This window comes from Streptomyces albidochromogenes (assembly GCF_005981925.1).
GTDB classification, from domain to species: Bacteria; Actinomycetota; Actinomycetes; order Streptomycetales; family Streptomycetaceae; genus Streptomyces; species Streptomyces albidochromogenes.
In genome coordinates this window covers 1-7,253 of the sequence record NZ_VBVX01000315.1, presented here as the reverse complement: position 1 = coordinate 7,253, position 7,253 = coordinate 1, and the positions used below count along the sequence as shown (strand labels likewise).

The following is a 7,253-nucleotide window of genomic DNA, read 5'->3' as shown; positions in this document are numbered from 1 at the left end:
GCAGCCCGTGCGCCGTCACGGCGTCGACGCGGCCATCTTCTTCAGCGACATCGTGGTGCCGCTGAAGGCCATCGGCATCGACCTCGACATCAAGCCCGGCGTCGGCCCGGTGATCGCCGAGCCGATCCGCACCCGCGCCGATCTCGCCCGCCTGCGGGACCTCACGCCGGACGACGTCACCTACGTCACCGAGGCGATCGGGATGCTCACGGCCGAGCTCGGGTCCACTCCGCTCATCGGATTCGCCGGCGCGCCTTTCACTCTCGCGAGTTACCTCGTGGAGGGCGGTCCCTCGCGCAACCACGAGCACACCAAGGCTCTGATGTACGGCGACCCGCAGCTGTGGGCGGATCTCCTCGACCGGCTCGCCGAGATCACCGGCGCGTTCCTCAAGGTCCAGATCGAGGCCGGCGCGTCCGCCGTGCAGCTCTTCGACTCCTGGGTCGGCGCGATCGCCCCCGCCGACTACACGCGCTCGGTGATGCCCGCCTCGGCGAAGGTCTTCGACGCGGTGGCCTCGTACGGCGTGCCGCGCATCCACTTCGGCGTGGGCACGGGCGAGCTGCTCGGCCTGATGGGCGAGGCCGGCGCGGACGTCGTCGGCGTCGACTGGCGCGTCCCGCTCGACGAGGCGGCGCGGCGCGTCGGCCCCGGCAAGGCGCTCCAGGGCAACCTCGACCCCGCCGTGCTCTTCTCCACGCCGGACGCCGTCATGGCGAAGACGGACGAGGTGCTGGACGCGGCGGCGGGCCTGGAGGGCCACATCTTCAACCTGGGCCACGGCGTCCTGCCGACGACGGACCCCGACGCCCTGACCCGCCTCACCGACTACGTCCACACCCGCACAGCGGCGCACTGAGCGCGGCCCGGCCCTGCGGGGGCATCCCCCGCAGGGCCGGGCCTACGCGCCCGCCTCCCGTACCGCCGCCACCGCCTTGCGGGCCGCGACCAGGACCGGGTCCCACACCGGGGAGAACGGCGGCGCGTACCCCAGGTCCAGGGCCGTCATCTGCTCCACCGTCATCCGGGCCGTGAGGGCGACCGCCGCGATGTCGACCCGCTTGCCCGCGCCCTCCCGGCCGACGATCTGGACGCCCAGCAGCCGGCCCGTACGCCGCTCCGCGAGCATCTTGACCGTCATAGGCGACGCGCCGGGGTAGTACCCCGCGCGGCTCGTGGACTCGATCGTCGCAGTCACGAACCGGAGCCCCTCGGCCCGCGCGTCCTTCTCGCGCAGCCCGGTCCGCGCGATCTCCAGGTCGCACACCTTGCTGACCGCCGTGCCGACGACCCCCGGGAACGTGGCGTAACCGCCGCCCACGTTCGAACCGATCACCTGGCCGTGCTTGTTCGCGTGGGTGCCGAGCGCGATGTGGCGCCGGCGGCCCGAGACGAGGTCGAGCACCTCGACACAGTCGCCGCCCGCCCAGATGTTCTCGTGACCGGCGACGCGCATCGCCAGGTCGGTGACCAGACCGCCGTACGACCCGACCGGCAGCCCCGCGTCCCGCGCGAGGGCCGTCTCGGGTTCCACGCCGATGCCCAGGACCACCACGTCCGCCGGGTAGGTCTCCCCGTCCGCGACGACCGCCCGGACGCGGCCGTCGTCGCCGGTGCGGATCTCTGTGACCTTCGTGCCGGAGACCGTGGTGATTCCCATGCCGTTCATCGCGTCGTGGACGAGCCGGCCCATGTCCGGGTCCAGGGTGGACATCGGCTGCTCGCCCCGGTTCAGCACGGTCACCTCGAACCCGCGGCCGACCAGCGCCTCCGCCATCTCCACGCCGATGTACCCCGCCCCGACGACGACCGCGTGGCGCCCCTTCGTCCGCTCCAGCGTGTCGATCAGCGCCTGGCCGTCGCCCAGGGTCTGCACCCCGTGCACGCCCGGCGCGTCGATGCCGGGCAGGGCCGGGCGCACGGGCCGGGCGCCGGTCGCCACGACCAGCTTGTCGTAGCCGGTCCACGACTCGGCGCCCGATTCCAGGTCCCGGGACCGGACGCGGCCGCCCGCCGCGTCGATCTCGATGACCTCCGTGCGCACGCGCAGGCCGATGTCGCGCGCGCGGTGCTCCTCGGGCGTACGCGCGATCAGTTCGTCCCGGTCCGGGACCGCTCCGCCGACCCAGTACGGGATGCCGCAGGCCGAGTACGACGTGAAACGGCCGCGTTCGAAAGCGACGATCTCCAGTTCGTCCGGGCCCCTGAGCCTGCGGGCCTGCGACGCGGCGGACATGCCCGCCGCGTCGCCGCCGATGACCACCAGTCGTTCCGCCGCTGCCATGCGTGTCCCCTCGGTCGATCCGTGCTGCCGCAGGACACGCTAAGCGCTACTCCCGCGGGCCCGGCCTCTCCGCCGGCTCGCCGGCCCCGGCCCCGGCCGCCGGGAACGGGGGGACCAGGGGGCCCGTACCGGTGGCGGGCGCGGGCGTCCGCCGCGGGAGCCGGCCGCGCACCAGCCGCCACAGCACGTACATCAGGGCGAGCGCCGCCGCGAACGGGGCCACCGCGCCGAGCGCCATCGCGACCCACTTCAGGGTCGTGACGAACGCGTCCCAGCCGCCCGCCAGCGCGTCCACGAAGCCCGGGTCGTCGTCCTTCTCGCCGGCCTCCTCGGCCTCGGGCTCGGAGAGTTCGAGGGTGATGGTCGCCATCGTCGTACGGTCCTTCAGTGACGCCTGGCGTGCGAGCAGCGCCTCCAGCTCCGTCTGACGGGTGTTCAGCTCGCCCTCCAGCATGACCACGTCGCTGATCCTGGTGGCCCGGTCCATCATGTCCCGCACCCGCGCGACGCTGGTGCGCTGCGACTTGATGCGGCTCTCGACGTCCACCACCTGATCGGTGACGTCCTTGGCCTCAGCCTTGCGGTCGAGCAGTTTGCCGGTGCCCGCGAGCTCCTTGAGCACCGCGTCGTACTCCTCCTGCGGCACGCGCAGCACGATGCGGGAGTAGACGTGGCTGTCGTCGATCCGCTCGGTGCTCTCGTTGCCGACGACACCCCCGGCGTTCTCGGCCGCCGTACGGGCCGTGGCGAGCGCCTTGGTGGCGCTGGGGACCTCGACGGAGAGGGTCGCGGTCCGGATGACGTGGTTCCCGGCCAGCGGTGGCTTCTTCGCCCCGGCCTGACCGGAGGGCTTCTGCGCCTCCGCTTGCGAAGCGGCGTCCGCCCCGCCGCCGGGCGCCCGCTGCGCCTGCCCGCCCTTGTCGTCGGCCGCGCTGACGCCCTTGTGGGCGCTGTCGCTCCCGCTGTCACCCGCCCCGCAGCCGGCGACCGCGAGTGAGGCGGTGAGCAGAGCGGCCGCCAGGGCCTTGGAAGAGCGGTGCCCGGACACGTGTGCTGAGCGCATGTCGGTTCCCCCCGGAACGTCGTGGTGGCTGTTGCCGGTTCGACGTGCGGGGCGGGGGAGGGGGTTTCCCCTTTCCGGTCCCGAAGTGGTCACGGTCAGGACTCGTTTGCGGTTTGAGAGAGTGGACCCATGAACGTGGAATCTCGTACGGGCCGTGTCGTCGTCATCGGGGGCGGCATCTCCGGACTGGCCGCCGCCCACCGGCTGGTCGGCGCCGGCGCGCGCGTCACCCTGCTGGAGGCGACGGACCAGCTCGGCGGCAAGCTCCTCGCGGGCGAGATCGCGGGCGTGCCCGTCGACCTGGGCGCCGAGTCGATGCTGGCCCGGCGTCCCGAGGCGGTCGCCCTGGCCCGCGCGGTGGGGCTCGCGGACCGCCTCCAGCCGCCCGCCACCGCCACCGCGTCGCTGTGGAACCGGGGCGCGCTGACCCCGATGCCCAAGGGGCACGTGATGGGCGTGCCCGGCGACCCGGAGGTGCTCGGCGGCATCCTGTCCGCCGAGGGACTCGCGCGGATGCGGCGCGAACGCGAGCTCCCGCGCACCGAGGTGGGCGACGACGTCGCGCTCGGCGCCTACGTCGCGGCGCGCCTCGGCCGGGAGGTCGTCGACCGGCTGGTGGAACCGCTGCTGGGCGGTGTGTACGCCGGTGACGTGTACCGCACCTCGATGCGCGCCGCCGTACCGCAGCTGTTCGAGGCGGCGCGGACGTACGACTCGCTCCTCGACGGGGTGCGGGACATCCAGCGCGGGGCCGCCGCCAAGCAGCCGGCCGGGCCCGTCTTCATGGGCATCGCGGGCGGCATCGGCACGCTCCCCGACGCCGTGGCGGACGCCGTGCGCGCCGGGGGCGGCGAGGTCCTGCTCCGCACCCCGGTGATCGGGCTGACGCGCGGCGCGGGCGGCTGGCAGGTGCGTACCGACGAGCGGGTGATCGAGGCGGAGTCCGTCGTCCTCGCGGCCCCCGCCTGGGCGGCCTCCGCGCTCCTGTCCGCCGAGTCGCCGGCCGCGGCGGCCGAGCTGTCCGCCGTCGAGTACGCGTCGATGGCGCTGGTGACCATGGCGTTCCGCCGCCGCGACGTGGCGGCGCTGCCGGAGGGATCGGGGTTCCTGGTGCCGCCCGTGGAAGGGCGGACGATCAAGGCGTCGACCTTCTCGACCCGCAAGTGGGGGTGGGTGGACGCCGCCGCCCCCGACCTGTTCGTCCTGCGCACCTCCATCGGCCGCTACGGCGAGGAGGACCATCTGCACCGCGAGGACCACGAACTGGTGGAGGTGTCCCTGCGCGACCTCGGGGCCGCCACCGGTCTCGCCGCCCGGCCCGTCGCCACCGAGGTCACCCGCTGGATCGGCGGCCTGCCGCAGTACCCCGTCGGCCACCCCGACCGAGTCGCCCGGGTGCGGGCCGAGGTGGCGAAGCTGCCCGGCCTGCGGGTCTGCGGGGCGGCGTACGACGGTGTCGGCATCCCCGCGTGCGTCGCGAGCGGACAGCGCGCCGCCGACGAGATCATGCTCAGCCGGGACCCGGCGCGAGGCACGGATCACGAGGCGGGAGAATAGGGACATGACTGATGCTCCGGAGACTGTGACATCCCCCCGAGGCCCCAACGCCGGCAAGAAGGCGAAGGACCTCAACGACGTCATCCGCTACACCCTGTGGTCCGTCTTCAAGCTCCGTGACGTGCTGCCGGAGGACCGTGCCGGGTACGCCGACGAGGTCCAGGAGCTGTTCGACCAGCTCGCGGCCAAGGACGTCACCGTGCGCGGCACCTACGACGTGTCGGGTCTGCGCGCCGACGCCGACGTCATGATCTGGTGGCACGCGGAGACCGCGGACCAGCTGCAGGAGGCGTACAACCTCTTCCGCCGCACCAAGCTGGGCCGCGCGCTGGAGCCGGTCTGGTCGAACATGGCGCTGCACCGCCCCGCCGAGTTCAACAAGTCGCACATCCCGGCGTTCCTCGCCGACGAGACGCCGCGCAATTACGTCTCGGTCTACCCGTTCGTGCGCTCGTACGACTGGTACCTGCTGCCCGACGAGGACCGTCGCCGCATGCTCGCCGATCACGGCAAGATGGCGCGCGGCTACCCGGACGTGCGCGCCAACACCGTCGCCTCGTTCTCGCTCGGCGACTACGAGTGGCTGCTGGCGTTCGAGGCCGACGAGCTCTACCGCATCGTCGACCTCATGCGTCACCTGCGTGCCTCCGAGGCCCGCATGCACGTGCGCGAAGAGGTGCCGTTCTACACCGGCCGCCGCAAGTCGGTCGCGGACCTGGTCGCCGGCCTCGCCTGACGCACTTCGGCCGGGGACCCGGGGGACCGCCCCCGGGAGTCCCGGCACCGGCCGGCGCGAGCCGGCCGCAGACCTGGTGGCGGGCCCGCCCGAGCGGCGGCCCGCCACCCCAGACCCGGAAGATCAGACAGTGGGCGCCGGCTCCTTCGCCACGGCCCGCTCGTCCAGCGACACCGGGTTCGGCTCCCGGTGCGGCGCGCATTCCGCGCGCCGCACCGGCGTCCGACCGGTCAGCAGATACGTCTCCAGATGACGGTTGACACACGCGTTCGGCCCGCCGCCGATGCCGTGCGTCCCCGCGTCCCGCTCGGTGACCAGCACGGAACCCGCCAGCCGCCGCCGCAGTTCCAGCGCGCCCGGGTACGGCGTCGCCGCGTCCCGCTCGGCGGCCAGGATCAGCGTCGGAGGCAGCTCACCCGGCCCCGTACCGACGTCCAGGGGCTCCTGGCGCGGAGCGCTCCAGTACGCGCACGGCAGGTTCATCCACGCGTTGTCCCACGTCTCGAAGGGCGCGCGCGCCGCGAGCAGGCTGTTGTCGCGGTCCCACACCCACCACTCGGTCGGCCAGGGCGCGTCGTTGCACTCGACGGCGGTGTAGACGGCCTTGCTGTTCTCGTCGTCGCGCGCCGACTCGGGCCTGCGTGACGCCTGCTCGATCAGCGGCTTCGGGTTGCCCTTCAGGTACTCCGACAGGGCCGTGGCGCGCATGGCCCAGTAGTCGTCGTAATAACCGGCGCTCAGCAGCGCCGCCTGGAGCTCACCGGGCCCGACCTTGCCGCCCGCGGGCTCGCGGGCCAGTGCGGCCCGCACCTTCTCGTAACTGGCGAGGACCTCGTCGGGCGTGCTGCCCAGGTGGTACGTCCGCTCGTGCTTGGCGATCCAGGCGCGGAAGTCCCTCCAGCGCCCCTCGAAGGCGAGCGACTGGTCGAGGTTGTTGCGGTACCAGATCTGCCCGGGGGCCGGGTTGACCGCCGAGTCGAACACCATGCGGCGGACGTGGGAAGGGAAGAGCGTCGCGTAGAGCGCGCCGAAGTAGGTGCCGTACGACGCGCCCATGAACGTCAGCTTCTTCTCACCGAGCGCCGCCCGTAGTACGTCCAGGTCGCGGGCGTTGTTGAGCGACGTGTAGTGGCGCAGCGCGCTGCCCGCCCTGCGGGCGCAGCCGTCGGCGTACGCCTTGGCGCGGGCGATCCGCTCCTGCTTGTACGCGTGCGAGGGGTACGTCGGGGCCTCGCTGGGGGCCTGGACGAGCTCCGACGGCTTCTGGCACGACAGCGGTGCCGAGCGGCCCACGCCGCGCGGGGCGTAGCCGACGAGGTCGTACGCCGCTCCGGTCTTCTTCCACTCGGGCAGGACGCCCGCCATGGGGAAGAACATGCTGGAGGCGCCGGGGCCGCCGGGGTTGTAGACCAGCGCGCCCTGGCGGGCGGCGGGCTTCCCGGTGGCGCGGGCGCGGCTGACGGTCAGTGAGATGCGGCGGCCGGTGGGGTCGGCGTAGTCGAGGGGGACCTCGACCGTGCCGCACTTCACGTGGGCGGGCAGGCCCTCCGACGTGGGGCAGGCGCCGAAGGCGATGCCGGCGGCGGCCGCGCGCTGGGCGGCGAGCGCGGTGC

Annotated in this window: 6 protein-coding genes; 3 read left to right on the top strand and 3 right to left on the bottom strand. The window is 73.5% G+C overall.

The features are described from left to right. A partial coding sequence (gene hemE / locus E2E34_RS28515) for a uroporphyrinogen decarboxylase (RefSeq protein WP_138904769.1) occupies positions 1 to 859 on the top strand: 859 nt, incomplete at its 5' end. A 42-nt stretch (positions 860 to 901) separates the two neighbouring features. Here the strand turns inward: hemE and E2E34_RS28510 are convergent. Together E2E34_RS28510 and E2E34_RS28505 are read right to left on the bottom strand one after the other, a co-directional pair. Beyond that, positions 902 to 2,284 (bottom strand): FAD-dependent oxidoreductase, encoded by a 1,383-nt coding sequence (locus E2E34_RS28510; protein WP_138904768.1) that lies wholly within the window; start codon positions 2,282 to 2,284, stop codon positions 902 to 904. Positions 2,285 to 2,330: 46 nt separating this feature from the next. Beyond that, positions 2,331 to 3,347, bottom strand: coding sequence for a DUF4349 domain-containing protein (locus tag E2E34_RS28505; protein ID WP_138904767.1), 1,017 nt, complete (start codon positions 3,345 to 3,347; stop codon positions 2,331 to 2,333). Between the two features lie 129 nt (positions 3,348 to 3,476). On the opposite strand from E2E34_RS28505, the gene hemG reads away from it, so the two are divergent. Both hemG and hemQ read left to right on the top strand, forming a co-directional pair. Beyond that, on the top strand, positions 3,477 to 4,904 hold the full coding sequence (hemG, locus tag E2E34_RS28500) for a protoporphyrinogen oxidase (protein ID WP_138904766.1): 1,428 nt from the start codon (positions 3,477 to 3,479) through the stop codon (positions 4,902 to 4,904). A 4-nt stretch (positions 4,905 to 4,908) separates the two neighbouring features. Continuing rightward, positions 4,909 to 5,640 carry a hydrogen peroxide-dependent heme synthase gene (gene hemQ / locus E2E34_RS28495; RefSeq protein WP_069926384.1) on the top strand — a complete coding sequence of 244 codons (732 nt, stop codon included), beginning with the start codon at positions 4,909 to 4,911 and terminating at the stop codon, positions 5,638 to 5,640. A gap of 123 nt (positions 5,641 to 5,763) precedes the next feature. Here hemQ and E2E34_RS28490 read toward each other — a convergent pair. After that, a partial coding sequence (locus tag E2E34_RS28490; protein WP_138904765.1) for an alpha/beta hydrolase occupies positions 5,764 to 7,253 on the bottom strand: 1,490 nt, incomplete at its 5' end.

Excerpts from the sequence above, each read along its gene's own strand:
- E2E34_RS28510 (WP_138904768.1), bottom strand. The coding sequence starts at position 2,284 with ATGGCAGCGGCGGAACGACTGGTGGTCATCGGCGGCGACGCGGCGGGC.
- hemG (WP_138904766.1), top strand. The coding sequence starts at position 3,477 with ATGAACGTGGAATCTCGTACGGGCCGTGTCGTCGTCATCGGGGGCGGC.
- E2E34_RS28505 (WP_138904767.1), bottom strand. The coding sequence starts at position 3,347 with ATGCGCTCAGCACACGTGTCCGGGCACCGCTCTTCCAAGGCCCTGGCG.
- hemQ (WP_069926384.1), top strand. The coding sequence starts at position 4,909 with ATGACTGATGCTCCGGAGACTGTGACATCCCCCCGAGGCCCCAACGCC.